At 61.5% G+C, this 25422-nt stretch carries 18 protein-coding genes; 7 read left to right on the forward strand and 11 right to left on the reverse strand.

The genetic code is table 11. The features are described from left to right. Positions 1 to 82: 82 nt before the first annotated feature. From HJB89_RS24000 to HJB89_RS24030, 7 genes are all read right to left on the reverse strand, one after another. Positions 83 to 931, reverse strand: a complete 849-nt coding sequence (locus HJB89_RS24000) for a GNAT family N-acetyltransferase (RefSeq protein ID WP_207581551.1) — start codon at positions 929 to 931, stop codon at positions 83 to 85. 372 nt (positions 932 to 1303) lie between these two features. Beyond that, positions 1304 to 3130, reverse strand: coding sequence for a bifunctional diguanylate cyclase/phosphodiesterase (locus tag HJB89_RS24005; protein ID WP_207581552.1), 1827 nt, complete (start codon positions 3128 to 3130; stop codon positions 1304 to 1306). Positions 3131 to 3262: 132 nt separating this feature from the next. After that, on the reverse strand, positions 3263 to 5047 hold the full coding sequence (locus HJB89_RS24010; RefSeq protein ID WP_221116548.1) for an IlvD/Edd family dehydratase: 1785 nt from the start codon (positions 5045 to 5047) through the stop codon (positions 3263 to 3265). Further along, positions 5044 to 5955, reverse strand: coding sequence for an NAD(P)-dependent oxidoreductase (locus HJB89_RS24015; protein ID WP_207581554.1), 912 nt, complete (start codon positions 5953 to 5955; stop codon positions 5044 to 5046). The genes HJB89_RS24010 and HJB89_RS24015 overlap by 4 nt, the downstream gene beginning before the upstream one ends. 144 nt (positions 5956 to 6099) lie before the next feature. Then, positions 6100 to 9300, reverse strand: a complete 3201-nt coding sequence (locus HJB89_RS24020; RefSeq protein WP_207581555.1) for an efflux RND transporter permease subunit — start codon at positions 9298 to 9300, stop codon at positions 6100 to 6102. 142 nt (positions 9301 to 9442) lie between these two features. After that, complete coding sequence (locus HJB89_RS24025; protein ID WP_221116547.1) at positions 9443 to 10633, reverse strand: efflux RND transporter periplasmic adaptor subunit; 1191 nt, start codon at positions 10631 to 10633, stop codon at positions 9443 to 9445. 46 nt (positions 10634 to 10679) lie between these two features. Next, positions 10680 to 11492 carry an alpha/beta hydrolase gene (locus tag HJB89_RS24030; protein WP_207581557.1) on the reverse strand — a complete coding sequence of 271 codons (813 nt, stop codon included), beginning with the start codon at positions 11490 to 11492 and terminating at the stop codon, positions 10680 to 10682. Between the two features lie 164 nt (positions 11493 to 11656). Between HJB89_RS24030 and HJB89_RS24035 the strand changes: the two genes are divergently transcribed. Further along, positions 11657 to 12568 carry a LysR family transcriptional regulator gene (locus tag HJB89_RS24035; protein WP_207581558.1) on the forward strand — a complete coding sequence of 304 codons (912 nt, stop codon included), beginning with the start codon at positions 11657 to 11659 and terminating at the stop codon, positions 12566 to 12568. Positions 12569 to 12893: 325 nt separating this feature from the next. Here HJB89_RS24035 and HJB89_RS24040 read toward each other — a convergent pair whose 3' ends face one another. Further along, positions 12894 to 13637, reverse strand: coding sequence for an SDR family oxidoreductase (locus HJB89_RS24040; protein ID WP_207581559.1), 744 nt, complete (start codon positions 13635 to 13637; stop codon positions 12894 to 12896). A gap of 119 nt (positions 13638 to 13756) precedes the next feature. Here HJB89_RS24040 and HJB89_RS24045 point away from each other — a divergent pair, with 119 nt between their 5' ends. The 3 genes from HJB89_RS24045 to HJB89_RS24055 all read left to right on the forward strand — a co-directional run bounded on the left by HJB89_RS24045 (position 13757) and on the right by HJB89_RS24055 (position 15789). Next, a complete protein-coding gene (locus HJB89_RS24045; RefSeq protein WP_207581560.1) occupies positions 13757 to 14680 on the forward strand; it encodes a LysR family transcriptional regulator in 924 nt (307 codons plus the stop codon). 124 nt (positions 14681 to 14804) lie between these two features. After that, the gene (locus HJB89_RS24050) at positions 14805 to 15119 is read left to right on the forward strand and encodes a hypothetical protein (RefSeq protein ID WP_207581561.1); all 315 of its coding nucleotides are present in this window, start codon (positions 14805 to 14807) and stop codon (positions 15117 to 15119) included. 52 nt (positions 15120 to 15171) lie between these two features. Next, on the forward strand, positions 15172 to 15789 hold the full coding sequence (locus HJB89_RS24055) for a DNA-3-methyladenine glycosylase (RefSeq protein ID WP_207581562.1): 618 nt from the start codon (positions 15172 to 15174) through the stop codon (positions 15787 to 15789). Here the strand turns inward: HJB89_RS24055 and HJB89_RS24060 are convergent, their stop codons facing one another. From HJB89_RS24060 to HJB89_RS24070, 3 genes are read right to left on the reverse strand one after another with little or no spacing between them, the layout of a single operon-like run. Continuing rightward, positions 15790 to 17331: a DHA2 family efflux MFS transporter permease subunit gene (locus tag HJB89_RS24060; RefSeq protein WP_207581563.1), complete on the reverse strand. Its 1542-nt coding sequence runs from the start codon at positions 17329 to 17331 to the stop codon at positions 15790 to 15792. Next, positions 17324 to 18547 carry an HlyD family secretion protein gene (locus HJB89_RS24065; RefSeq protein ID WP_207581564.1) on the reverse strand — a complete coding sequence of 408 codons (1224 nt, stop codon included), beginning with the start codon at positions 18545 to 18547 and terminating at the stop codon, positions 17324 to 17326. Before HJB89_RS24065 ends, HJB89_RS24060 begins: the two co-directional genes overlap by 8 nt. Next, a complete protein-coding gene (locus HJB89_RS24070) occupies positions 18540 to 19004 on the reverse strand; it encodes a MarR family winged helix-turn-helix transcriptional regulator (protein ID WP_207581565.1) in 465 nt (154 codons plus the stop codon). Before HJB89_RS24070 ends, HJB89_RS24065 begins: the two co-directional genes overlap by 8 nt. 243 nt (positions 19005 to 19247) lie before the next feature. Here HJB89_RS24070 and HJB89_RS24075 point away from each other — a divergent pair, with 243 nt between their 5' ends. The 3 genes from HJB89_RS24075 (at position 19248) to HJB89_RS24085 (ending at position 25413) form a co-directional block, all read left to right on the forward strand. Next, a complete protein-coding gene (locus tag HJB89_RS24075) occupies positions 19248 to 20792 on the forward strand; it encodes a sodium:proton antiporter (protein ID WP_207581566.1) in 1545 nt (514 codons plus the stop codon). Between the two features lie 260 nt (positions 20793 to 21052). Continuing rightward, complete coding sequence (locus HJB89_RS24080) at positions 21053 to 22231, forward strand: efflux RND transporter periplasmic adaptor subunit (RefSeq protein ID WP_207581567.1); 1179 nt, start codon at positions 21053 to 21055, stop codon at positions 22229 to 22231. After that, positions 22228 to 25413: an efflux RND transporter permease subunit gene (locus tag HJB89_RS24085; protein WP_221132310.1), complete on the forward strand. Its 3186-nt coding sequence runs from the start codon at positions 22228 to 22230 to the stop codon at positions 25411 to 25413. The genes HJB89_RS24080 and HJB89_RS24085 overlap by 4 nt, the downstream gene beginning before the upstream one ends. Positions 25414 to 25422 lie beyond the last annotated feature (9 nt).

A 25422-nucleotide genomic window follows, 5' to 3' on the forward strand; every position in this document is an offset into this window, starting at 1 on the left:
TGCATGTCAGGAAGTGCGCGGCGGTTCAACAAAAGAACCAAAGCGCCTCGGATGAATCAAGTTTGACGCGACGCGCTTTGGTCTATCCAAGCTCCAGAGTCGTCACGCCGAAGACATGCTTTAGTGGGATGGCCGGCGCCGGCCCGCGATACATGCGTGTCGTCTCGAACACCGGTTGAAGGCCGAGGCTTTCGGCAAGCGCGACCGCCTCGTGGTTCTCCGCGGGGATATCGATGAAGATCGAAGCCCCCTTCGCCTCGGGGATCAATTCGGCAAGCAGTGCTGCGGCGCTGTCGGCATCATTGGCAAAAAGCGGGCCGATCTTGTAGCCCTCGTAGCAGCGGCGGATCGTGCCGTAACCGCGGATCTTGCCGCTTTTGCGTACCACTACTGAGCGGCGACCCTTGCGACCGGTGCACCAGGCCGCGAGGAAGGCATCGCGCGGCTGCGGAAAGATCGCCGAATCATAACGCTGCAGGCCTTCCAGGCGCGAATCCAGCACCGGCTGCGCGGCAAGCGTCGAGACCGGCAAGGAGGTGACGACGCCGCCGTAGCGAAGGGTGGAGTAGGCGGGTTCGAAGCCGGCCTTGCGGTAGTTATCCTGCTGTGCGGCGACGCCGTCAAGGCCGATCGTGCGATCGTGTGCGCTGGCGATGCCCGCCTCCCAGATCGTCCTGCCATAACCCTTGCCGCGGAAATCGGGATGAACGATGTAGAGGCCGAGGAAGGCGAAACTCTCGCCATATTTGACGACCGAGATCGAACCGACGGGGACTTCACCGATGGCGCCGACGAAGAATCCGGACGAATCGGCCTCCATGAATGCAAGCGAATCATCGAGGCCTGGGTTCCAGCCCTCCTGACGCGCCCATTCGAGCACGAGTTCCAGTTCGCCGGGCCGCATCGAACGAACGGCAAATTCCGAATTCATGCGACTTTCCCAGATTGCATGTCCCGCAAGTCCATCCCGGCAATGTCAAAGTAATTGTCAGGTCCCCGACTCCCCGATTGCACCTGCGAATGATGGAGAGCCGCGTTGATGGACGTGACGACGCGTATAATCATTTTTCGAGGCAATGCAGAAAGCTTGGTTTCCGCATTACCATGAAACAATGCCGATGCAAGCTCAAGAAAATTACTTGCGCGCCAATTATCCTCCTGCGAGCGCGAATAAAACGCCGCGCCGAAAAGATATCGCCTGGCCGTTCCGAAAAAGAGAAAAGCATTTCGGCCGAAATCACTTCCGCAAGCCGGGAAAACCGCTGTTGAAACCGGGCGCGGCGGCGGTCGCCGCGCCGACGGATCACCGGGCCGTTCCGCTCATCACGGTCTTCTGCTTTTCGATCCCGCTCGCCATCGGCGAGAAAAGACGCGCTGTCTCGGCCGCCGGTGCGGGATAACCAAACGCGTAACCCTGCAGGCCATCACAGCCGAGTTGCGCCAACACGACGGCATGCGCCTCGGTCTCGATGCCCTCGGCGATCACCTCGACGTCGAGCGCCTTGGCGATTTCCACGATCGAACCCACCACGCGCCGCTGCTCGGCGGAGCTGACAACCTCGGCGATGAGCTGCCGGTCGATCTTCAACCGTTTCGGCCGCAGCTTAACGAGACCGATGAGCGAGGCATGGCCCGATCCGAAATCATCGATCTCGATGTCGATACCCATCTGTTTGATATCGCCGATATGATCGAGCAGTCTTTCGTCGCTGTCGTCGAGGAAAATCGTCTCGACCAGTTCGAAGACGATCGCGGCGGGCGGAATATCGAGCTTCCTCAGCTTGCCGAGCAATGTCGGATCGGCAAGGCGCGACCCCGAGATGTTGACGGCGATGCGTGGAACCGCAAGGCCGCGAGACAGCCAGGACAGCCGGTCTTCGAGAACGCTCTTGAGGATCGCCGCATCGATCTCCGCCGCAAGCCCGTGCTCGTCGGCGATCTTCAGGAAAATCCCTGGGGCGAGCACGCCCTTGTCGGGATGTTTCCAGCGCGCCAGCGCCTCAAAGCCGATGACTTCCCGGGTCCGGGCGTCAAGCTGCACCTGATAGTAGGGAACGATCTCGCCGCGCTCCAGCCCCAGCTTGAGCTCTTCGGCGAGGCGGCGCTTGGCGCGCAGATCCTCCTGTAGTTGCCGCGTGAAGAATTCGACGCGGTTGCGCCCGAGCTTCTTCGCCTGGTAGAGCGCCAGATCGGATTCGGCAAGCAGGTTGCGCGCCCGCCGATCGCCGCTCCAGGAAACACCGATCGAGGCGCCGGATTGCAGCATCTCGTGGCCGAAGCGGATCTTCTTGCGCAGCCGACGCTGAAGATCCTCGGTGATCAGCTTCAGCTCAGTGAGATCGCTGAAATTGACCAGTACGATGACGAATTCATCACCGCCAACGCGGGCGACCATGCCATTTGCGGGAATGGCGGCGGTGATGCGAAGCGCTGCGGCCCTGAGCACGGCGTCGCCTGCCGCATGGCCGTGACTGTCATTGATCTGCTTGAACTGGTCGAGGTCGAGATGCAGGACGCCAAGCGTCGTGATGCTCTTGTCAACCGGCAGTTCGGTGAGCCGCTTGTCGAGAAGCCGCCGGTTCGGCAAGCCAGTGAGATAATCGTGATCGGCGACGTGCTCGATGCGCGCATTGCTTTCCTCGAGCGCCACCGCCTTCGCCTCGGCCACCATTTTCTGTCGCGCGAGCTCGGCATTGAGCACTATGTCGGCAGTCACATCCCATTCGGCGCCGATGAACGAGGGAAGCCCCTCTGCATCCACATAGAAATGCGCGCGTGAACGCAGATAGCGGATTTCGCCGCTCGGCAGTACGATCCGGAATTGCGAATTATAGGCGCCGCGTGTTGCAATCGCCTGGTCGAAGTCGCGTTCGGCCTGCTCACGATCGTCGGGATGGATCGCATTCGACCATAACCATGCCGGCACGTCCCGACATGTCTCGCCGGTCTCGTAGAGACGGTGCATCTGCGCATCCCACAGGATCCCGCCCTTTGCGATGCTGTGTTCCCAGACACCGATCCGGGATGCATCGAGAGCGAGTTCGAGCCGGCGCAGAAGATCCTGGAACTCTTGTTCGGATCGTGTGGGTCTATTTTCTGGCAACGCGGTCTCAGCCTTAGGAGCTTCCATAATTGCAATATGGTCTCAAGCCGGCATTAATGAAGCCTTGTGCCGATGATCGAACTAGTCACTAGGTGAACCGTCCGTTACGACTTTCCCCTTTTGGATCAGAGAACTTGCAGTCCACGGCGCCCTTCAGGATCAGTGGTTGTGCCGCGGCGGTCTTTTGGCGATCTGACGAAATTCCGCCGCTCCCTCCAGAACTGCGCCGTCGGACAACTGCGTGACCGAGCGGCGGTAGATCTGCTGCCATGGCGTCGCGTCCGCCGGCACCGGCGGAATTCCCTCTGCCTTGCGCCGTTCGATTTCAGTCTCGTCGACCAGCATGTTGCAGCGCCCCTGATTGAAGTCGATGCAGATGACATCGCCGGTGCGAAGCCAGGCGAGGCCGCCGCCGGCAGCACTTTCCGGCGAAGCATTGAGGATCGAGGGGCTGTCGGCCGTGCCCGATTGGCGGCCATCGCCGATCGTCGGCAGGCTGCTTATGCCGCGTTTCAGCAGGTGATCCGGCGGCTGCATGTTGACGACCTCAGCCGAACCCGGCCAGCCGAGCGGCCCGGCGCCGCGGATGACAAGGATGGTATTTTCGTCAATGTCGAGTTCAGGATCGTTGATGCGCTTGTGATAGTCCTCCGACCCGTCAAAAACCACCGCCCGGCCCTCGAAGACGCCCTCGCGCCCCGGCTCCTGAAGGTAGCGCCGGCGGAAATCCTCCGAGACGACACTCATCTTCATGATCGCGAAATCGAAGAGATTGCCCTTGAGAACAAGGAAGCCGGCTCGCTCCTTCAGCGGTTCAGCGAATGGCCGGATAACCTCGCGGTCGCGCGCCTCCTTGCCCTGCAGGTTTTCGGCCATCGTCCTGCCCGTCACCGTGCGACAGTCGCCATCGAGCTTTCCGGCCTGCAGCAATTCCCACATGATCGCCGGCGTGCCGCCGGCGCGATGAAAACGCTCGCCGAGATAGGCGCCCGCCGGTTGGACATTGGCCAGCAGCGGGATATCGAAGCCGTGCACCTGCCAGTCGTCGGGATGAAGTTCGACGCCGGCGTGTTTCGCCATTGCCGCCAGATGCGGCTGTGCGTTGGTGGAACCGCCGATCGCCGAATTGGTGCGGATGGCATTGAGGAAAGCCTCGCGGGTCAGGATATCCGACGGCTTCAGATCCTCGAAGACGATTTCGACGGCGCGCCGCCCGGTACGATAGGCCATCTGGCCGCGTTCGCGATATGCGGCCGGAATGGCGCCGCAACCGGTCAGCGAAAGGCCGAGTGCCTCGGCAAGGGCGTTCATCGTCGAAGCCGTGCCCATCGTATTGCAGTGGCCGACTGATGGCGCTGAATCGAGCGCCGCCTGCAGGAATTCTTCCCGATCGATCTCGCCTGCCGCATATTTTCGCCGCATCCGCCAGATCACCGTGCCGGAACCCGCCAGTTCCCCCTCGTGCCAGCCGTCGAGCATCGGACCGCCGGAAAGCACGATCGCCGGAATATCGACCGTCGACGCAGCCATGATCGCCGAAGGCGTGGTCTTGTCGCAGCCGGTCGTCAGCACGACGCCGTCGAGCGGATAGCCGTAGAGGATTTCAACGAGGCCGAGATAGGCGAGATTGCGGTCGAGCGCAGCCGTCGGGCGCTTGCAGTTCTCGAAGATCGGATGCGTCGGAAACTCGATCGGAATGCCGCCGGCATCGCGAATGCCGTCGCGCACGCGCGTGGCAAGCTCGACATGAACCCTGTTGCAGGGCGTGAGATCGCTGCCGCTCTGGGCAATCCCGATGATCGGCTTGCCGGATCGCAATTCTTCCGGCGTGATGCCGTAGTTCATGAAACGCTCAAGATAGAGCGCTGCCATGTCGATGTGGTCGGGATTGTCGAACCAATCCTGGGAACGCAGGCGCCGCTTCGGAGAATGGCTGTCAGTCACCTCTTTCCTCCCGGCAGGGCATTCTTCTCTTCGAGATGGAGGAGCAGGGCGCTATGATCTTTTTCGCCATTGCCGTTTGCGACGAATTCGCTGAATTCGGCGTGCACCGTCGCAGTCAGGGGCAGCGTCAGCGACAAGGTGTCGGCCGTCTCCATGGCGGCGTTCAGATCTTTCAACTGGTTGCTCGACGAACCGCCTGGAGTAAACTGCCTTTCGACCATGCGCTTGCCGTGCAGTTCAAGGATACGGCTCTCGGCAAAGCCGCCGCGAATGGCGTCGCGAAAGGCTGCCGGCGAGCCGCCGCCGGCTGTAATCAACATCATCGCTTCGGCAACGGCGCCGATCGTTACCGCGACGATCTGCTGGTTGGCAAGCTTGGCAAGCTGGCCTGCTCCGCTTGGGCCGACGCGGGTCACGCGCCCCATCGGCGCAAAGACATCTGTAAGCGCATCGACGACGTCCTTGTCGCCGCCGGCCATGATGGCCAGCGTACCGGCATCCGCCCCGACGACGCCGCCGGACACCGGCGCATCGACATGAGCGATACCGCGTTCGGAAAGCCTGGCAGAATGGTCGCGGGCGAAATGCGGGGCGATCGAACTCATATCGATAACGACGGCGCCTGATGTCATCGCATCGACCGCTCCGCGGTTAAACAGCACGTCCTTCACCGCCTCGGCGTTGGTCAGCATGGTGATGACGACATCAGCGCCTGAAACGGCATCTGCGGGTGTTTCCGCGCAGATCGCGCCGTCTCCTGCGAGGGCCTCGGCCTTGCTGGGATCACGATTCCAGACGGCGACGGCAAAACCCGCGCCAAGCAGCCGACGCGCCATCGGCGCTCCCATCAGGCCGGTGCCGAGAAAGGCGATCCGCCTCCCGTCATGACCTTTGCTCGAACCTGTCATTCAGTCCTCCCAACTGTTGTTCGTCTTTGATAACCCGCTCACCCGCCGTTGCAACTATTTTGGTGATGCATCGGCCTGAAAACGATACGGGCGGGAACCGAAGTTCCCGCCCGATTTACTCGACAAAGGAAGGTTGAATTCTGTTTATTCCGCCGCGAGCCGGATGACCTCCGCCTCTTCTTCCTTGTGCTCGTCCGGCTTGTGCTGGACGAGCGGACGGTTGCCCGTCAACCGCCGTAGCAGCACGTAGAAGACGGGCGTCATGAAGATGCCGAAGAAGGTCACCCCGATCATGCCCGAGAAAACCGCGACACCCATGGCCGCGCGCATCTCCGCGCCGGCGCCCGTGGAGACGACGAGCGGCACGACACCCATGATGAACGCCAGGGAGGTCATCAGGATCGGGCGAAGACGAAGGCGGCTGGCCTCGATCGCGGCCTCCCGCGGTGTCCTTCCCTCGAACTCCAGTTCGCGGGCGAATTCCACGATCAGGATCGCGTTCTTCGCCGATAGACCGACAAGCACCACAAGGCCGATCTGGGTGAAGATATTGTTGTCTCCACCGGTGAGCCAGACTCCTGTCAGCGCGGCCAGTACACCCATCGGCACGATCATGATGATCGCAAGCGGCAGCGTCAGACTTTCATACTGGGCGGCAAGCACCAGGAAGACGAGCAACAGTGCCAGCGGGAAGACGACGATACTGGAGTTACCGGCAAGGATCTGCTGATAGGTCAGATCCGTCCATTCGAAGTCGATACCCGCAGGCAGGGTCTCGTGAAGGATCTTCTCGATAGCGGCCTGCGCCTGGCCGGACGAGAAGCCCGGCGCCGGACCGCCGTTGATATCGGCCGCGAGGAAGCCGTTGTAGCGGTTCGCGCGCTCCGGACCCGTGCTCGGCTCAACCTTCAGCAGGGCTGAAAGCGGGATCATCTCACCCGATGCCGAACGGACCTTCAACTGGCCGATATCTTCCGGCTGAGCGCGGAATTTGGCATCGGCCTGCACACGGACGCTGTAGGTGCGGCCGAAGGCATTGAAGTCGTTCACATAGAGCGAACCGAGATAGATCTGCAGTGTCTGGAAGACGTCGGTGACGGAAACCCCGAGCTGCTCGGCCTTGGCGCGGTCGAGATCGGCATAGAGCTGCGGCACGTTGATCTGGAAGCTGGAGAACAGCCCGGCGAGCTCAGGCGTCTGATAGGCTTTCGCAAGAACTGCCTTGGTGGCCTCGTCGAGCGCCTGGTTGCCAAGGCCTGCACGATCCTCGATCTGCAGCTTGAAGCCGCCCGTCGTGCCGAGACCGTTGACCGGCGGCGGCGGGAACATGGCGATGAAGGCATCCTGAATGGAGCCGAACTTCTGGTTCAGCGCCATAGCGATGGCGCCCCCGGAGAGATCAGGCGTCTTGCGCTCCTCGAAATCCTTCAGCGTCACGAAGACGATGCCGGCATTCGAAGAGTTGGTGAAGCCGTTGATCGACAGGCCCGGGAAGGCGATCGCATTGGCAACGCCCGGCTGCGCCAGCGCGATGTCGGTCATGCGCTTGATGACATTTTCCGTGCGGTCGAGGCTTGCGGCGTCCGGCAACTGGGCGAAACCGATCAGATACTGCTTATCCTGAGACGGCACGAAGCCGCCGGGGACCGTACTGAATAGGCTATAGGTCGCACCGACCAGCGCCAGATAGATCACCATGACGATGCTCTTGCGCGACAGCAATCCGCCCACGCCCTTGCCGTAGGCATTCGAGCCCGCGCCGAAGACACGGTTGAAGCCACGGAAGAACCAGCCGAAGATGGCGTCCATGAAGCGCGTCAGCCAGTCCTTCGGCTCATGATGGCCCTTCAGCAGAAGGGCTGCCAGCGCTGGCGAGAGGGTGAGCGAGTTGAAGGCCGAGATGACGGTCGAGATGGCGATCGTCAGTGCGAACTGACGATAGAACTGACCCGAAAGGCCGGAGATGAAGGCCAGCGGAACGAAGACCGCGACGAGGACCAGCGCGATCGCGACGATCGGACCGGAGACTTCCTTCATCGCCTTGTAGGTGGCGGCCCGTGGCGACAGCCCCTGTTCGATATTGCGCTCGACGTTTTCGACCACCACGATCGCGTCGTCGACGACGATACCGATCGCGAGCACCAGCCCGAACAGACTGAGCGCGTTGATCGAGAAGCCGAAGACATACATCACCGCAAAGGTGCCGATGATCGATACCGGAACCGCGATCAGCGGAATGATCGAGGCGCGCCATGTCTGCAAGAACAGGATGACGACGAGAACAACAAGCGCAATGGCTTCGAGCAGCGTGTCGATGACCTTCTCGATCGAGGCACGCACGAATTTCGTCGTATCGTAGACGATCTCGTATTTAACGCCCTCGGGCATGGCGAGCTGCAGCTGATCCATGGTGGCGTGCACATTGTCGGCGATTTCGATCGCATTCGAACCGGGCGCCTGAAGCACGGCAACGGCAACGGCCGGCTTGCCGTCGAGCAGCGAACGCAGCGTATAGTCCGCGGCACCGAGTTCGATGCGGGCGACATCGCGCAGGCGGGTGATCTCGCCACTGGCGCCCGTCTTAACGATGATGCTGCCGAACTCCTCGGGTGTGCGTAGGCGGCCCTGAGCATTCACGTTGAGCTGCAGATCCACACCCGGCTGGCTCGGCGATGCGCCGATGATGCCGGCGGCGGCCTGGACGTTCTGGGAACTGATGGCGTTGCTGATGTCGCTCGCGGCGAGATTATGCTCGGCAGCCTTCTGTGGGTCGATCCAGACCCGCATGGAATAATCGCCAGCGCCGAAGACCTGCACCTGACCGACGCCGGCGATGCGGGCAAGCCGATCCTTGATATTCAGAGTCGCGTAATTGCGAAGATAGGTGATGTCGTGATTGTCACCGTCGGAGACGAGGTTGACGACCATGATGAAGTTGGGCGAACTCTTGACCGTCGTGATGCCGAGCGAACGGACTTCCGCCGGCAGCCGCGGTTCGGCCTGCGAAACACGGTTCTGCACCAACTGCTGCGCCTTGTCGGCGTCGGTGCCGAGCTTGAAGGTGACGGTCACGTTGAGCACGCCGTCGGATGTCGCCTGGCTGGACATGTAGAGCATGCCCTCGACGCCGTTGATCTGCTCTTCGAGCGGCGTCGCCACGGTTTCGGCGATGACCGACGGGTTGGCGCCGGGATAGGTGGCGCGCACGACAATCGACGGCGGCACCACCTCCGGATATTCGGAAATCGGCAGCGAGCGCAGGCCGATCAGGCCGGCAACCACGATGAGGACCGAAAGAACGCCGGCAAAGACCGGGCGGTCGACAAAGAATCTGGAGATGTTCATATCAAAGCCCTCTCCGGGGTGAACATGGATGCAAAGTCCCTCTCCGGCGGTTTGGAAGCCGCCGGCGGGTCATATCATTTCGGGTATTGGCCTTCCCAGAAGCGAAGGCATCGCCCTCCCCCGGGAGGGGGCAGGCGATGTGTTATTGAGCGGTCGCGACCTTCTCTTCCATCTGGGGTGCTACGACTGCCCCTGGACGGATGCGCTGCAAACCGTTGACGACAATCGTCTCGCCGGCGTTCAGGCCGCTTTCGACCACCCGCTGGCCATCGGAAAGTGTGCCGAGCTGGACCTGCCGGTAGGCGACCTTGTTTTCGGCATCGACGACGAAGACGAATTTCTTGTCCTGGTCGGTGCCGACGGCGCGGTCGCTGATGACGATCTTGTTCTCGGCCTTCGGCTGGCCCATACGCACCCGCACGAACTGGCCGGGGATGAGACGCCCGCCCGGATTGTCAAACACGGCGCGCACGCCGATCGTGCCGCTTGAGGCATCGACCTCATTGTCGATCAGCTGCAGCTTGCCCTTGATCGGCGTACCGCTGTCGGTCAGCGTGCCGACCTCGACCGGGATCTGCTCGACCGGAGGCAGGGCGCTGTCGGTCTGCGGAAGCTGGGCAAGCGCCCGCGTCACCATCTCTTCGCTGGCGTTGAAACTCGCATAGATCGGATCGACCGAAACAAGCGTCGTCAGCGCCGGCGAGGTCGAGCCGGCTGCGACAAGGTTACCGGCGGTAACCTCGATCTTGCCGATGCGGCCGGAAACCGGAGCCCGCACCTGCGTATAATCGAGATCCAGCTGGGCCGACTGCAGCGCAGCCTGTGCCGACCGCAGCCCCGCCTGAGCCTCGGTCAGTGCGCTCTGGCGCTGATCGAGATCGCTCTGGGAGATGGTGCGATTGTCGGAAAGCCTGTGGCCACGATCGAGTTCGGTTTGCGCCAGGCTGACCCTGGCCTCGGCCGAAGCGACCTGGCCTTGCGCCTGGGCTACGGTTGCCTGGTAGGGAGCCGGGTCGATGGTGAAGAGCAGGTCGCCCTGCTTCACCAGCGCCCCTTCGCGGAAAGCCACCGCCAGGATGGCGCCGGCGACGCGGGAACGCACCTGCACCCGGTCGACGGCTTCTAGACGGCCGGAGAAACTCTCCCAGGCCGTCACGTCGCGCGCCGCAACGACGGCGACCGTCACCGGCACAGCGGGAGCCTGTGCGGGGGCGGAAGCAGCCGTGGCGGTCGTGCTCATCGGCAGCTCGAAAAACAATGCAGCGCCGGAAACGGACGCAATAAGGCCTAAGCCGGCGCCCACCAGGGCCCAGCGCTTCTTTCTGGACGTCATCAGTGCTCTCCTTGCGGCTACGAGCCGCCGAAATATCAGATCTTCTTCAATGCAATTGCGTTTGGACGCTTACGTCCCGAAGGAAGCTTCCGAAATGGCGGCTGACGTTTTCCTGCCAGTCGGGCGCTCCGTCGGATTTCCCACCATAAATCGAAGGCCAGCCCGTCCCGGCGGGAAGGACATGCTGGCGCACACCGACGCCGGCCGTTTTCAGGCGGGCACCGTAACCAATTGTCTCGTCGTGCAGAGGATCGTCCTCCGCAGTGAGTATCAGCGCCGGCGCGACGCCTGAAATACGCGAACAGAGACAAGGCGCTGCATAAGGGTGACAACCGCCACCGCTTAGATAGTGGCTCCAGCCTTCCGTCCAGCGCCGGCGCATGCCGATGGCATCGGCCTTGCGGATCGAGGACGTGCCCATGAACGGATCGAGCAGCGGCGAAATCAGCACCTGACCGTCGAGCGCATCCGGCATCTGGTCGCGCGCCTTCAGCGCCACGCCGGCGGCAATATTGCCACCCGCCTCTTCGCCGGCGACGAAGAGCAGCGATTTGCGGTCACCGAGGCCAGCGCGTTTGTTGGCGAGATAGCTGAAGACGGAGAAGGAGACTTCCAACGCCCTCGGAAAAATATTATCGGAAAGGCTGCTGTAATCAGCGGCGACAACAATGGCGCCCGCCTTGGCGAGACTCATTGCCACCGGCCGGTCGACGTTCTTGTCGCTGTCGAGAAACGCGCCGCCATGCAGGTAAAGCACGATTGGCGGACCCTTGCCGTAATCGGCGCCCTGGTAGATACGTGCGGAAACGGGGCCGATGGCCACCTTATCCAGCATCATATCTTTCCATTCCACCGTCATGCGTCCGGTCTCTTTTGCGTCAGCCAGAAGCAGACAACGCCTGCCGCTTGCATTTTGTACAAAAAAGATATTGTTATTCCAACCGAGGAATAAGAAGCTATATCGCGATAACACTGTTCCAGATCTCGAACAATGGTGCAACGCAAACCGCGGATTTCAAACCGATGGATCAGCTTTCGGCAATGCGCGTCTTCATTCGCGTGGTGGAGACGGGCAATTTCACCCGTGCCGCCGACATGCTCGCCATGCCCAAGGCGACGGTAACCAATCTCATCCAGGGCCTGGAGGCGCATTTGCGCACCAAGCTTTTGAATCGTACCACGCGCCGGGTGATGGTGACCACGGACGGCGCGCTTTATTACGAACGCGCCGCCCAGATTATTTCGGAGCTGGAGGAACTCGATGGCAGCCTCTCCAATTCGCAGAGCCTGCCGAGCGGGCGGCTGCGTGTCGAGATGGCCGGCGCTTTCGCCGATTGGATCGTCGTTCCCGCGCTCTACGATTTCTATCAGCGTTATCCCGATATCCGCATCGATCTCGGGGTCGGCGACCGCACGGTCGATTATCTTGCAGAAAATGTCGACTGCGCGCTACGGGCCGGCACGCCGGCCGATCAGTCGCTGATTGCGCGGCGTGTCTCCGAAGTCGAGATGATCACCTGTGCTTCGCCGAACTATATCCAAAAATTCGGCATGCCCGAGCGGCCGGAGGATCTGGAGGCCGATCATTACTCCGTCAATTATTTCCGCGCTCAGAACAACCGAACGCTGCCCTTTGAATTTCGCCGGCACAACGAGGTGATCGAAACCAGTCCACGTTACATCGCCTCGGTTAACGATAGCCGCACCTATCTGACAGCTGCGTTGACGGGGCTCGGCGTCGCGCAGGTGCCGATTTTCATGGCGCGTGAGCCGATGGCAAGGGGTGAACTCGTCCGCGTGCTCCCGGACTGGCGCCGCGATCCGCTGCCGCTCTACGTCGTCTACCCCCCGAACCGCCACCTCAGCAACAAGGTCCGTGTCTTTGTCGACTGGCTGGTAAAGCTTCTGGTAGAGGCGAGACTGAACGACGGCTGAGCGCCAAAACAAGTACGGCCCGGAAGGCAGGGGAAACCTTCGACGGGCCGCACTGTGCAACTTTGAACATCAAGCCTGTCGCACCGCAGGAAGAGAGCGGCAGGCTCTGGAGTTTCGGAAAAGAACGGTAGGGAATTCCACTCTCTCCCGATAGAACAAACATAGGTACTCCCCGCAGGATTGTAAGGGGAAATTCCGCAAGCCCGTTCACATAATCGCGATGACGGCTTGGCTCATGTACCCCCGTCGGCGGGCCGGGTTTCAGTTCTCGACGGCCGGCTTCAGCAAATCGTCGATGCCATAGGGCATCGGCCGCTTGCCTTCGTCAGATCATTCCGCCATTGGCGCGCAGCGTCTGGCCGTTGATCCAGCCGCCGTCGGGGCCGGCGAGGAAGGCCACCGCGGCGGCGATGTCTTCAGGTGTGCCCAGGCGCTCCAGCGGGTTCATCTTGGCCATCCGGGCAATCAGCTCGTCCGACTTGCCGTTGAGGAAAAGGTCCGTGGCAACAGGACCAGGTGCGATGGCGTTGACGGTGATGTTGCGGCCGCGCATCTCCTTGGCCATGATCGCTGTCAGCGTTTCGACCGCAGCCTTGGTGGCGGCATAGACTCCGTAGGTTTCGAGCTTCAGCCCGACGACCGAGGTCGAGAAATTGATGATCCGGCCGCCGTCGCGCATCCGCTTGGCCGCTTCGCGTAGCGTATTGAAGGTGCCCTTGAGATTGACGCTGACTTGGCGGTCGAAATGGGCATCATCGGCCTCAGCCAGCGAGGACAGCATCATGATGCCGGCATTATTGACGAGGACGTCGACACCGCCGAAGGCAGTTTCCGCAGCATCGAACATGCGACGGACGGCTTGCGCATCGCTGACATCGGCTTTCTCAGTCAGCGCCTTGCCGCCGGCCTGCTCGATCTCCCGGGCGAGTTCCTCGGCCGGGGTGGCGTTGCCGGAGTAATTGATGACGACGGTGAAACCGTCCTTGGCGAGGCGTTGGGCGACTGCCGCGCCGATGCCGCGGGAAGCGCCGGTGACCAGCGCCACCTTGCCGTTTTCTTGGGAAGCCATGGTCCGTCTCCTTCATCCTGCGCCGCAGCGCGTTTTCGATGAGGAGAAGATGCGCCTTTTCCTTCCGCGGATAATCAGGCATTCTTCGGCATCACTATCCGGGAATGGCGAACAAAAAGATGGACAGATTCGATGCCATGCGGGTGCTTTGCCGCGTCGTGGAACGCCGCAGCTTCACGCTTGCCGCCGAAGACACCGGCCTGCCGCGCTCGACCGTCACCGATGCGGTGAAGCAGCTCGAGGCCCGCCTCGGCGTGCGCCTGCTCCAGCGCACCACACGCCATGTCAGCCCAACGCTCGACGGCGAAGCGTATTACCAGCGCTGCCTGTCGATCCTTGCCGATATCGAAGATGCCGAAGGCGGCTTTGCCGGCGCCAAGCCGAAGGGTCTGCTGCGCGTCGATGTGCATGGCACACTCGCCCGCCATTTCGTGCTGCCGAGCCTGCCGTCTTTTCTCCAGACCTATCCTGAGATCGAATTTTACATGAGCGAAGGCGACCGGCTGGTCGATCTGGTGCGCGAGGGCATCGACTGCGTGCTGCGCGTTGGCACGCCTGGGGATAGCGACATGATCGCCCGGCGCGTTGCCATGCTGGATGAGATCACGCTCGCCTCACCTGGCTATGTCGCCACCCATGGCCTGCCGCAGCATCCAGACGGGCTTGCCGGCCACCGCATGGTCGGCTTCCGCTCCAGCAGTACAGGCAGCCTGTTACCGCTCGAATTCATCGTCGACAGCGCGGTGCGTCACATCACCATTCCCGCTACCGTCGCCGTCAACGCCGCCGAAAGCTACATTTCAGCGGCGAGGATGGGCCTCGGCATGATCCAGATCCCACGCTATCACGCCGAAAAAGACTTGGCCGAAGGAACGCTTATTCATGTCCTCAAGGATTTTCCGCTGACCCCGACACCGGTTTCCCTGCTCTATCCGCGCAACCGCCAGCTTACGCCGCGCGTGCGCGTCTTCATCGACTGGCTGGTGAAGGTCTTCGCACGACAAAATTCGGAAAACGCGTTTATTACAGCACCGCGCGTCTGAAAAGACGCGCAAAGGATGCTGTAACACTCTGAATCGCTGCATAATTCCCTAAATCGATTCCGATTTAGGGAATTATGCAGTAAAACGCACCTTGCTAATATGAGCGTTCTTTGGGGAAACGGCCATGGCACTCAATGATATCACCGTCTACCAGACGGAAGACGGCTTTGTCGTCGAATTCGGCGGCGAAGGCGAAGACAGGATTGCCGCGACACTGCGGAGTACGCCCGAGCTGACCCTGGAAACCGCCGTCTTGCGGGCCAAGACCCTGCTTGCGGCAGCGATCGAACCTGCCCATAACGACGGCGCGCGCAGCAAGGACCCAGCTTTGCTCGAAGAAGAGCTGGAGGAAGGTCTGGAAGGCTCCTTCCCGGCGAGCGACCCGGTCTCGGTCACCGTCTCCTCAATCCCGATGCGCGATCCGAATGCCGGCCGCTGATGCCGGTGGCTGAAAGCATGAAGCGGTTTTGGGATGACGGCGGGTGCGATGAATGTTATCTGCGTCGGCCATGACCGATGGTGGAACGATAACTGGCGCGATCGGCGCTGGCGCGCTCACCGGCGAAAACCTCAGGGCGTTTTTCGAGCGCGACGCGATCACCGTCTCTCGCGACCTGCTCGGCTGCCATCTCACTGTCGATGGCGTCGGCGGCCGGATCACCGAGACCGAAGCCTATTTCCCCGATGACGAGGCCTCGCACAGTTTCCGCGGCCCGACCAAGCGGAACGGCGCCATGTACGGCCGCCCCGGCAATGTCTACATTTACCGCATTTACGGCATGTACTGGTGCCTGAACTTCGTTTGCCATCCGGGCTCGGCCGCGCTCATTCGCGCGCTGGAGCCGGAAACGGGAATCCCTCTGATGATCGAGCGGCGCGGCACCGAGAGGCTGACCGCGCTCTGCAGCGGTCCCGGCAAACTCTGCCAGGGGCTCGGCATCGATATTCAGATCAACGACCGTCTGCTCGACCGCCCGCCCTATGCGATCGCGCCGTCAGCACCGGTGCCGATCATCTCGGGAAAACGCATCGGCATCACCAAAAATGCCGAAGCACCGTGGCGCTTCGGCATTCAGGGCTCGCGTTATCTCAGCAAACCTTTCCGCTGATTATTCCATGACCGCACTATGGTCGACGGCGGGCGCTGCTTTCGGCTTGCGCAGCAGCAGCACCAGCGGAATGACCGCGAGCGACATCACCATCAGCAGCTTGAAATCGTCCATGTAGGCGATGATCGTCGATTGCAGGGTGATGATCTCGTTGAGCGAAGCGCGCCCCGCCGCCGTCAGCGGACTGAGCCCCTGCGCCGCCACGGCATTGAAGGCGTGGTTGAATGGCGTCACATAGGCCGCGATCGATTCATGATTGCTCTGCGTGTTCTCGACGATCAGCGCCGCGACGATCGAAATGCCGACCGAGGAGCCGATGTTGCGCGACAGGTTGTAGAGCCCGGTGCCGTCGCCGCGCATATGGGCGGGCAGCGTGGCGAAAGCGATGGTTGTCAGTGGCACGAACAGGAAACCGAGGCCGGCGCCCTGTATGAAGCCGACCGAGACGATCGTCCATTGCGAGACGTCGGGCGTCCAACCGGTCATGTCGTGCATCGCCCAGGCAGTCAGGCCGAGGCCGAGCACCAGCAGCCAACGCGTATCGACCTTGCCGATCAGACGCCCGACGATGAACATGCAGAGCATGGTGCCGAGCCCGCGCGGCCCCATGACGATGCCGGCGGTGATGACGGGATAGCCCATCAGCGTCTGCAGGTATGGTGTCATCAGCGCCAGCGAGGCGAGATAAGTGATACCGATCACGAAGATGAAGATCATGCTGATGGTAAAATTCTGGTCGAGAAACAGCTTCGGATTGACGAAGGATTTCTCCGCCGTCAGCGTATGCACGATCAGCAGATAGAAAGCGGAAGCGCAGATCAGCGCCTCGAGGATTATCTCGCCGGAGGAGAACCAGTCGAGCTGCTCGCCGCGGTCGAGGAAGAGCTGCAGCGAGGCGATGCCGAGACTCATCATCCCGAACCCGAACCAATCCAGTTTGGCGAGGAAATCTCTCTTGGTCTCGGTGACGAAGATGACGATGCCGGCGAAGGCAAGCGCGCCGATCGGAATGTTGATGTAGAACACCCAGCGCCAGCTGATGTTATCAGTCAGCCAGCCGCCGATGACGGGACCGAGCACCGGCCCGACCATGACCGAGACGCCGAAGAGGGCCATGGCCGACCCGCGCTCCTCGACGGTATAGATGTCGAGAAGGATTCCCTGCGAAAGCGGCACCAGCGATGCGCCGAACAGACCCTGCAGCAGGCGGAAGGCGACGATCTGATTCAGCGATTGCGCCAGGCCGCATAGGATCGAGGCGGCCACGAAGCCGGCGATAGCGACGAGCAGCACGCGCTTGCGGCCGAACTTGGCGGCAAGGAAGCCTGACGGCGGCGTCATGATCGCCGCCGCGACGATGTAAGAGGTCAGGACCCAGTTGATCTGGTCGGCAGAAGCCGACACGCTGCCCTGAATATAGGGCAGCGCCACGTTGGCGATCGTCGTGTCCAGCGCCTGCATGATGACGGCGAGGATGACGCAGGCCGTGATTGCGCCGCGATTGGCAACCGGGGTCGCCGGGGAAGCGGAAGCGTTACTCATGATCCTTGCCCTGAGGCCGACCCAGAAGCTTGTTGACGAAATCGGGCAGGCCGCGGGCATGACCGGTCTCGACATCGACCACCGTGCTCATGCCGACGCGAAGCGGCGGCTTGCCTTCGGTGTCTTCGATGCTGACGCGCATCGGAATGCGCTGGACGACCTTCACCCAGTTGCCCGTGGTGTTCTGCGCCGGCAGCAGCGAGAAGCTGGAGCCTGAGGCCGGGCTAATGCTCTCGACCTTGCCCTTCCACGTCACGCCAGGATAGGTGTCGACGTAGATCTCGGCCGTCTGGCCTGGCTTGACGTAGGTAAGCTCGGTTTCCTTCGGGCTGGCGGCGATCCACAGATGATCGGTGGCAACGAGCGAGAAGGCCTGCTGCGAAGCCTGCAGGTAGGAGCCGACCTGCAGCGCGTTGACATTGGTGACGATGCCGTCGAACGGCGCCTTGACGACGCTGTGGTCGAGTTCGCGCTGGGCATTGTCGACATTCGACTTTGCCTGCAGGTAGAGCGGGTTCAGCTCGATCGGCTGATCGGCCGAACCGCCGAGCTGGGCAAGCGTGGTTGCGGCTTCCGCCTTGGCGACGGTCACCTTCTGCTCAGCAGCCTCGAGATTATGCTTGGCTTCGTCATAGGCCGATTGCGTCGCGCTGCCGTTGTTGACCAGGTTCTGCTGCCGGTCGAATTGATCCTGGTAATAAGGCAGATCGGCTTGCGCCTGGGTAATCTCGGCCAGCGACTGCTGGTAGCTCGCCTTGAGATTCATGATCTGGTTGCGCTGCACGCCGAGCTGCGCCTTGGCGCCGTCGAGCGCGATCTTGAAGGAATCGGCTCTGAGGCTGAAGAGCACCTGCCCCGCCTTGACCGCCTCGTTCTCGTGCACTTTGATCTGCTCGACGATACCCGAGACATCGGTGGTAAGCCCGACCATGTCGGCCTGGAGATAAGCGTTGTCGGTCGACATCACCTGGCCGCCATTGACGTAATAATAACCGCCGACAACGAGTGCCACCGGCAGCAGGGCGAACAGGATCGGCCGAGTGAGACTGCGCCGGCGGCGGACCTTGATGCCGCCGGGCGCAGCCACGGCGGCAGCCGGCGCTGAATTGGATGAAGGCGCTTCGGCTACCGTTTCCTGCTGTTTCGTTTGGTTGTCTTCGACAGATGTCTTGGTATTGGCGTCAGCAACGACGCGGAGGGGGGATTGATCAGCCATCGTTCGTCTCGTTCTCGTCAACCGGGGTCCGGCATGCCTGAACCAGGTTCGTCTTCATTACGGATAGGGTGTGGAAAAGCTGCTCGCGCTGCTCGGCTGAAACGCTTTGCAGCGCTTCCGCGCGGGTGGTGTCGCCAATCTCGCGCATTTCGGCGAGCAGCGGATGCGCCTCTTCGCGCATGTAGAGCAACCAGATGCGCCGGTCGGTCGGGTGCTGACGGCGCTCGATCAACCCGCGTTCGGCGAGTTTGTCGAGGATGCGCACCAGCGTAATTGGCTCGACCTCGAGGATTTCGGCAAGCCCGCTTTGATGGATGCCTTCATTGTTCGAGAGATAGGCAAGCGTCTGCCATTGCGATCGGGTCAGCCCAAGGCACTTCGCACGCTGCTCGAACCGCTTGCGCAGCAGCCGCGCGACGTCGTGGAGAAGGAAACCGAGGGTAGGAGTGGCGTTCATGAAAACCTGTGACTGTTATTTATAAGCATACTTATAATATGGGTAGATATATTGAGCTTGTGCGCTGCACAAGGGTATGGAAGACAGATTCGGCCGCCGCGGTGAAAATGCCGCAGCCGGCCGAGCCTATCCTGGGTTCCCCTCTATCGCCCTTTCGAGACGCCAGACGGTAGCCGCGGCCCGGCTCCGCCCTAGTTCCGAGACAGGAGCAGCCTCCGTCGGAGGCGCGCATTGGGGAGCTCGATGGCGTTCTTCGAAAGCATGTTGACGCTGCTGCTGGTGGCAATCGTCTTTCTGCAATTCTCCAGGAAGTTCAAAATTCCATATCCGACCATGCTGGCGATCGCCGGCGTCATTGTCGCCGCCGTGCCCTGGGCGCCCGAGGTCGCGATCGATCCCGAACTTGCACTTGCGCTGCTGGTGGCACCCGTGCTCTTCGACGCCGCCTATGATCTGCCGCCGAGAACGTTGCGACGAAACTGGCTGCCGCTCTTCTCGCTCGCCGCCATCGCCGTGATCCTAACGGCCGCCGCGGTCGCCACCGTCAGCGTGACGATGGCCGGCCTGCCGCTTGCCGCTGCCGTCGCACTCGGCGCCATCGTCGCGCCGCCGGATGCCGCGGCGGCGACCGCCATGCTCGACCGTTTCACCCTCCCGCGCCAAACCTATGTGATCCTGAAGGGCGAAAGCCTGCTCAACGACGCCGTCGCGCTGCTGATCTTCAGCGCCGCGGTTGCCGCGGCGGCGAGCCCCACCTTCTTCGCCGGCGTTCTGGCGCAACTGGCGCTCGCCGTGCCTGGCGGCCTCATCCTCGGTTACCTCATGGGCCGCCTGTACATGATCGTCGGTCTGAGGCTGGCCGGCACGCTTGGCGGCACCTTGCTCGAATTCGTCGCCACCTTTGGCACGTGGATCATCGCCGAGCGGCTGCACCTTTCGGCCATTCTGGCGATCGTCGTCTATGCCATGGTGATCGCCCGATACATGCCCGAGCGGCAGACCGCCCGCCACCGCATTCATTCGTATTCGGTCTGGGAAGCAGCAGTTTTCCTGCTCAACGTGCTCGCCTTCCTGCTGATGGGCCTGCAGGTCCGGCAGATCGTTCTCGACCTCGATCCCGGTCGCCTGAGTTTCGCCATCACCTTAGCCGCCGCGGTCTTCATCACCGTTATCGTCGTCCGCCTGGCCTGGGTACTCTTCTATAATCGCGTGGTGAACTTTCTCGCCGCGCGCGGACACACGACACAAGCGGCTCCGACATTCGCGACCAGCCTGCTTGCCGGCTGGTGCGGCATGCGCGGTCTCGTCACGCTGGCGACAGCACTTGCTCTGCCAATCGACTTTCCGGATCGCGATATCATCCTGCTCAGCGCGCTGGCCGTCGTTCTCGGCACGCTCATCATCCAAGGCCTGACGCTCGGACCGCTGATCCGTTTCCTGAAATTCGACCCCGACACCTCGCTGGACCGCGACCTCGTCAGAGCTCGCGTCGCGTTGATCGATGCAGCGCTTGCCGAGCTTGCCGACGACGAGGATAAATCCGCGCGCATCCTGCGCGAGGTCTATACCTCCGAACGCGAGATCGCCGCCGACGGAAAACACCCACGCGAGGTCAGCAAGTTGGACAAGCAGCGCCGCAACGTCATCGCCGCCAAACGCCGCAGACTGGCGGCGATGCGTCGTGCCGACGAGATCGACGACGATGTTTTTCACATGCTGGAACAGGAGCTCGATTGGGCCGAACTCGCCGTCCTGCCGCCCGGCCGCGACGAGATCGTCGAGAGCTGACGCCATCCATGACGTTTTGATGGATTTCGAAACCGCAGCCAATTGGCATTTGCTATTTTTCGCCGCTGCCGTTTATATCCGGTTCCATAGGTTACGATTTTTCCGATTTGCATTGTATGCCGGCCTTCCCTCCCATGGATTGAACGCCGGGGGAAATCACGAGGGCCGAGGCCTTCGTTCAAAGCAGCAAGACGTGAATAGCATCACCTAATCTTAGGTTCGGCGGCAGTCTATCAGCCGTCGCGATTGGAGGGACCGGTATGAGTTACGTGCTTCGACGGATATTGATGCTCGGCTGCATCACCACGTTCATGCCTCTGGCGGCGATGGCGCAGGGCGCACCGTCTGCCCCTCCTCCGGTCACCGTCGCCAAGCCGGTCGTTCGTGATGTCATCGACAGTGACGAATTCATCGGCCGCTTCGAGCCGGTCGACGAAGTCTCCGTTCGCTCGCGCGTTGGTGGATACCTGCAGGAAATCCATTTCCAGGACGGTGCATTGGTCAAGCAGGGCGACCTGCTCTTCGTCATCGACCAGAGGCCCTTCGTCACCGCGCTCAGCCAGGCAAAGGCGACGCTCGAAGCGTCGCAATCGGCTCTGGTCTTTGCCGATGCGCAGTATAAGCGCGCGCAATCGCTTGCCGCGAGCGGCAGCCAGTCGGCGCAGACACTGGATGATCGCCGCCGCGAATTCGATTCGGCCGAGGCCAATGTCCGCGGCGCGCAGGCCGCAGCCGATCGCGCTTCTCTCGACATGGAATATACCGAAATCAAGGCGCCGCTCAGCGGCCGCATCGACCGCCGACTGATCTCGGCCGGCAACCTTGTGCAGACCGACCAGACCGTCCTAACGACCATCGTTTCGCTCGACCCGATCGATTTCTATTTCGACGTCGATGAGCGCCGCCTGCTGAATTTCGCCGACACGGCGCGCAAAGTGGGCAAGGAACTCCAGTTGGGCGGTGGCGGGCTGGATGTATCCGTCACGATCTCGGATCCCTCTGCCAAACCATTTAAGGGAAAGCTCGATTTCGCTGAGAACCGGGTCGACAATCAGAGCGGCACCATTCGTCTCCGCGCCCGCTTTCCCAACCCCGATCTCGTCCTTCAGCCCGGCCTATTCGGCCGCATTCAGGTTGAAGCCTCCAACACCTACCAGGCCATTCTCGTCCCCGACGAGGCAATCGGTTCGGATCAGAATGAGCGTGTCGTTTATGTCGTCGCAACGGACGGCACGGTTTCGACCAAGCCGGTGCGAGCCGGACCGCGGCTTTACGGTTACCGCGTGATACGCGAGGGCCTCGACGGCACCGAGACGATCATCGTCAACGGCCTGATGCGCGCCCGACCGGGTTCAAAGATCACGCCTCAGATGACCGAATTGCCGCAGGAGCGGCAGGATACTGCGCCCGAAACTGCCGGCGCGGAGAACGGACAATGAGATTTGCTCATTTTTTCGTCGACCGGCCGATCTTTGCGGCGGTCATCTCGATCCTTTTTCTCGTCGTCGGCGGCATTGCCTACACGCAATTGCCGGTATCCCAGTATCCGGAGATAGCGCCGCCGACCATCGTCGTGCGCACCTCCTATCCCGGCGCCGACCCGCAGACGATCGCCGATACCGTTTCGACGCCGCTTGAACAACAGATCAACGGCGTCGAAGACATGCTTTACATGTCCTCGTACTCCAGCGCCGATGGCGCCATGTCGTTGACCATCACCTTCAAGCTCGGCACCGATCTCGACAAGGTCCAGGTGCTTGTCCAGAACCGGGTTTCCATCGCCCTCCCCCGTCTTCCCGAGGAAGTTCAGCGGCTTGGGGTGACCACCGACAAAAGCTCACCTGATCTGATGATGGTGGTGCACCTGCTGTCGCCGTCGCACCGCTATGACCAGCTTTACGTCTCGAACTACGCCCGCAACCGCATTCGCGACGTTCTCGTGCGCCTCGACGGTGTCGGCGACGTGCAGATCTTCGGCGAACGCCAATATTCGATGCGAATCTGGCTGGATCCGGAAAAGCTCTCCGCCTATGGCATGACGTCAGACGATGTCGTCTCCGCCCTGAGAGACCAAAACGTCCAGGTATCGGGCGGCAAGATCGGTGCCCCGCCGGTAACCGGCAAGAATGCATTCGAATATACGGTACGAACGGAAGGCCGCTTCTCCGATGCGCGAGAGTTCCGTTATGTCATCGTGAAATCGACGACAGCGGGGCGACTTGTTCAGTTGCAGGACGTCGCCCGTATCGAACTCGGCGCGCAGGACTACGTCACCAACAGTTATCTCAACAACGACCCCGCAGTTGCTCTCGGCATCTTCGCCCGGCCGGGAAGCAACGCGCTCGACACGGCCCATCAGATCCAGACGCTCATGAAGGACGTCTCGCAGAATTTCCCGCCGGGCCTGGAATATCGCATTGTATATGACACGACCGAATTCATCTCGGATTCGATCACCGAGGTATACAGGACCATCGCCGAGGCGGCCATCCTTGTGGCGATCGTCGTTCTTGTCTTCCTGCAATCCTGGCGAACCGCAATCATTCCGATCATCGCCATCCCTGTATCGCTGATTGGCACCTTCGCCGTCCTGCTGGCATTCGGCTTCTCGCTCAACATGCTCACCTTGTTCGGTCTGGTGCTGGCGATCGGCATCGTCGTCGACGACGCGATCGTGGTGGTGGAAAACGTCGAGCGCAATCTGGCCCGCGGCATGACGCCGAAGCAGGCTTCCCATGTCACGATGGACGAAGTCGGAACCGCCGTCGTCGCCATCTCGCTGGTGCTGATCGCCGTGTTCGTGCCGACAGCCTTCATCCCGGGCATATCCGGCCAGTTTTACAGGCAGTTCGCCGTGACGATCTCGGTCACCACCGCGATATCGGCGTTGAATTCACTGACACTGTCGCCCGCCCTTGCGGGGATATTGCTGAAAACCCATGACCATGAAACCAAGCCCACGAATGTTGCATCACGCCTGGGAAGAGGTCTTGCAAATGGCTTCAATCATGGGTTCGATCGGCTGAGCTCCGGCTATTCATGGACCATTCGGCATCTGGTCAGCAGTTGGGTCGGCCTGACCGCGGCGATGGTCGCCTTCGTCTGCCTGCTCGGAGCAACCTGGTACATGAGCACCCGCGTTCCCGCGGGCTTCATCCCGACCATGGACCAGGGCTACGCGATCATCGTCATACAGCTTCCCGATGGTGCCTCGCTTGCGCGTACCGACGCCGTGGTCAAACAGGTGGGCGATATCGCCCGTACTGTGCCCGGTGTCGGCAACGCCGTACAGTTTGCCGGCTTCAGCGGCGCGACATTCACCAATGCCTCGAATGCCGGCGTCGTCTTCGTGCCCTTCAAATCCTTTGCTGAACGTGAAGAAGGCGGAGAGAACGCCAACAAGATCATCGGCGAGCTTTACGGCAAACTGCAAAGCATCCAGGAAGCCTTCATCATCGCCATCCCGCCGCCATCCGTGCGTGGCGTCGGCAATTCCGGTGGTTTCAAGATGCAGATTTCCGATCTTGAAAACGCCGACATGACGCGCGTGCTCGGTCTCGCCCGCCAGATGATGGGTGCGGCAGCCACGACCGAGGGACTGACCGGCGTCTTTACGACATTCTCCGATGCAAGCCCGCAATACTTCCTGGCGATCGACCGTGACAAGGCGCGGTTCTTGAACGTGCCGATCCCCAATATCTTCAACGCGCTTTCCATCAATCTCGGCGTCGCCTACGTTAACGATTTCAATGCGTTCGGCCGCGTCTACCAGGTCCGTGCCCAGGCCGACCGGCAATATCGCATGGACAGGGAAGACATCCTCGCCCTGAAGGTTCGATCGGCGACCGGCGCGCTGGTTCCGCTTGGAACGTTGATGGATATCCAAGATGCCAGCGGCCCGGCGCTTGTCCAGCGCTACAACATGTATGTCTCGGTGCCGCTTCAGGGCAATCCGACGCCGGGGACATCGACGGGCGATGCCATCGCGAAGATGGAAGCGCTGGCGGCGAAGATCCTGCCGCAAGGGACAACCTTCGAATGGACCGAACTCGCTTACCAGGAGACCCATACCGGCAACACGGCCGTTTACATCTTCGCCCTGTCTGTCGTCTTCGTCTTCCTGGCGCTGGCGGCACAATATGAGAGCTGGGTTCTGCCCTTGGCGATCATTCTCATCGTTCCGCTTGCGGTGCTCGCGGCGTTGATCGGGGTCTCGCTGAGAGGAATGGACAACAACGTCCTGACGCAGATCGGCCTGATCGTGCTGATCGGCCTTGCGGCCAAGAACGCCATTCTGATCGTCGAGTTTGCCAGGCAAGCGGAAGATGAGGGCAAGTCGCCGGTGGAGGCGGCCATCGAGGCCAGCCATCTCCGCCTGCGCCCGATCCTGATGACGGCATTCGCCTTCATCTTCGGCGTTCTGCCGCTTGCCATCGCCACCGGCCCCGGCGCCGAAATGCGCCAGTCGCTCGGCACCGCCGTCTTTTCGGGCATGCTTGGTGTGACGATCTTCGGCCTGTTCCTGACGCCGGTCTTCTACGTCGTGCTGCGCGGTTGGCGCCGCAACCGTCCGGCTGAGAAGGCGGTCGAGACCGTCCCGGTTGAGAGCGAGACGGCTTGATCCGCTTCG

Origin of the sequence: Rhizobium sp. NZLR8 (genome assembly GCF_019685025.1) — a bacterium.
Taxonomy (GTDB): domain Bacteria; phylum Pseudomonadota; class Alphaproteobacteria; order Rhizobiales; family Rhizobiaceae; genus Rhizobium.